This is a genomic window from Fretibacterium fastidiosum (assembly GCF_000210715.1).
In the GTDB taxonomy this organism is placed as follows: domain Bacteria; phylum Synergistota; class Synergistia; order Synergistales; family Aminobacteriaceae; genus Fretibacterium; species Fretibacterium fastidiosum.
On the sequence record NC_021038.1, the window covers coordinates 1,969,670 to 1,971,839 of the forward strand.

A 2,170-nucleotide genomic window follows, 5' to 3' on the forward strand; every position below is an offset into this window, starting at 1 on the left:
TCCCTGGGCGCTGCGGCCTCGGTGAGCTTCTTCGGCATCATCGGCTTCGTGGGCCTCGTGGTGCCGCACCTGCTGCGGCTGGCCGTCGGCCCGGCGCACCGGCCGCTGATCCTGCTCTCCTTCCTGGCCGGAGGCTGCCTGCTGGCGGCGGCGGACGGCGTGGCTCAGGCCCTTGGGGAGCTGCCCGTCGGCGTGCTCACCGCGCTGATTGGCGGGCCCTTCTTCTGCTGGCTCCTGATCCGGCGGGGGCGGCGGTCATGAGCGCCGCCTGCTTTCGCCTCGCGGACCTGACCGCCGGCTACGGGGACCGGAGGGTCCTGCGGGGCCTCACCGCGGACCTGCCTTCGGGGCGGTTCACCGCGCTGATCGGCCCCAACGGCAGCGGCAAGAGCACGCTCCTGCGCACGATGGCCGGCCTCCTGCCCTACGGCGGCGGGTTGACGCTCCTGGGGCGCGAGGTGCGGGGCGTCTCCCGGCGGCAGTTCGGGCGGCTGGTGGGCGTCGTGCCGCAGCACTTTCGCCCGCTCTACCCCTTCTCCGTCTGGGAGGTCATCGGGATGGGGCGACTGCCCCACCGCGGGTTCCCCGCCCGACCCCTGAACGCGGAGGACGAGGCGCTCATCGAGGCTGCGGCGGAGCGCGTGGGGGTGCGCTCCCTCCTGTCGCGCGACGTGACGTCGCTGTCGGGCGGCGAAGCGCAGCGGGTGGTCCTGGCCTGCGCGCTGGTCCAGGACCCCCCCGTGCTGCTGCTGGACGAACCCACCTCGGCCCTGGACCCCCATCAGGCGGCTCGCGTCCTGGGCCTGCTGCGCGAGCTGGCGCGGGAGGGGCGGACGGTGGCCGCCGCGGTACACGACGTCAATGCAGCGCTTCCCTTCATCGACGACTACCTGGCCCTGAAGGAAGGGCGGTTCTGCTCTCAGGGGCCCGTCGAGGCCCTGGACGGGCGCGTCCTGGAGTCCCTCTACGGCGCGCCGTTTCTATCTTACCGATCAGAAAGGGGGGACGTGATGTGGCGCGCTCTCTGCGAGTGATGACACGGTCCCTGCTGTTCTTTTTCCTGATGTTAACCCTTGTTCTTTCCCCCGGCCTCGCTGCGCCTGCGCTGGCCCTTCGCGTCGTTTCGCTCTATCCGGGGCACTCGGACAACGCGGTGGCCCTCGGCGGGCGGAGTCGCTGGTGGGGTTGTCGGAGAACGACGACGCGGACCTTCTCCCGAACCTCCCGCGCTTCTCCAAGCAGACGGGGGCTGAGGCCATCCTGGCGCTCTCGCCGGACGTCGTCCTGATGCGGGGCCTGACGCAGCGCGCGAACCCCGGCCTCGCGGACGTGCTGCAGCGGGCGGGCGTCCGGGTGGAGTCCATCGACCCACCCTCCTGGGACGGCTTTGCGGACTACCTGCGGACGTTGGCCGGCATCCTCGGCCTGGACCCCGAATCGGGCGTGGAGCGGCTTGAGGCGACCAGGGCGGCGATCCGGCAGGAGGCTGCTGCGAGGCGGGAGGCCGCCGGAGGGAGGGTGCCGCGCGTCTTCCTGGAGGCCACGGCGCGCGAGCTGCACACCTGCGCGCCGGGCTCCTGGCGGCGCACCTCATCGCTCCTTCATCCTGCCGGGCTTCTTCCTGTTCCGGATCGTCGACATCCTCAAACCCTTTCCCGTCTCGGCGGCGGAGCGCCTTCCGGGCGGCGTCGGGATCATGGCGGACGACCTCGTCGGCGGCGCCATGGTGAACCTGTTCCTTCAGGCGTTGAACAGCTGTTTTCTGCGGTCTGGATGGCTGTACGGCCTCGTGGTCGAGCTTGGGAGGTGAGGCGAATGAACTCCGCGGTGCTGGTGGCCGTCGGCGATGAGCTTCTCGGCGGGTTGAGGCGGGAGGAAAACTGCGCCTTTCTGGCCCGGCATCTGCACGATGCCGGCTGGACCGTGGAGCGGTTGGAGACGATCCCCGACGGGGATGAGGCGATCCTGGACGTCCTCGGCCGATGGGTGGGGAGGACGGACCTGCTGGTCCTGTCGGGAGGCCTCGGCCCCACCCACGACGACCGAACGCGCTCCGCCCTCGCGCGCTACCTGGGGTGTCCCCTCAGGTCCGATTCGCTGTACGATAAGGTGGTCGGCCGCTGTTTTGGGGAGAGGCGGCTGCTCTCTGAGAGGACCCGCGACACCCAGT

At 70.9% G+C, this 2,170-nt stretch carries 4 protein-coding genes; all 4 read left to right on the top strand.

Features of this window, described 5'->3' with window-relative positions; translation table 11 throughout:
* The coding region (locus tag SY1_RS09000) for an iron chelate uptake ABC transporter family permease subunit (RefSeq protein WP_208873526.1) at positions 1 to 261 on the top strand (261 nt) is incomplete at its 5' end.
* Positions 258 to 1,034 (top strand): ABC transporter ATP-binding protein, encoded by a 777-nt coding sequence (locus SY1_RS09005; RefSeq protein WP_015556837.1) that lies wholly within the window; start codon positions 258 to 260, stop codon positions 1,032 to 1,034. The genes SY1_RS09000 and SY1_RS09005, both read left to right, overlap by 4 nt.
* Before the next feature lie 419 nt (positions 1,035 to 1,453).
* Complete coding sequence (locus SY1_RS12665) at positions 1,454 to 1,810, top strand: phosphatidylglycerophosphatase A family protein (RefSeq protein ID WP_341523897.1); 357 nt, start codon at positions 1,454 to 1,456, stop codon at positions 1,808 to 1,810.
* A gap of 5 nt (positions 1,811 to 1,815) precedes the next feature.
* Positions 1,816 to 2,170: molybdopterin-binding protein (locus SY1_RS09015; protein WP_243440648.1), on the top strand; the 355-nt coding region annotated here is incomplete at its 3' end.

Coding starts and splice junctions, on each gene's coding strand:
- SY1_RS09005 (WP_015556837.1), top strand. CDS start 258: ATGAGCGCCGCCTGCTTTCGCCTCGCGGACCTGACCGCCGGCTACGGG.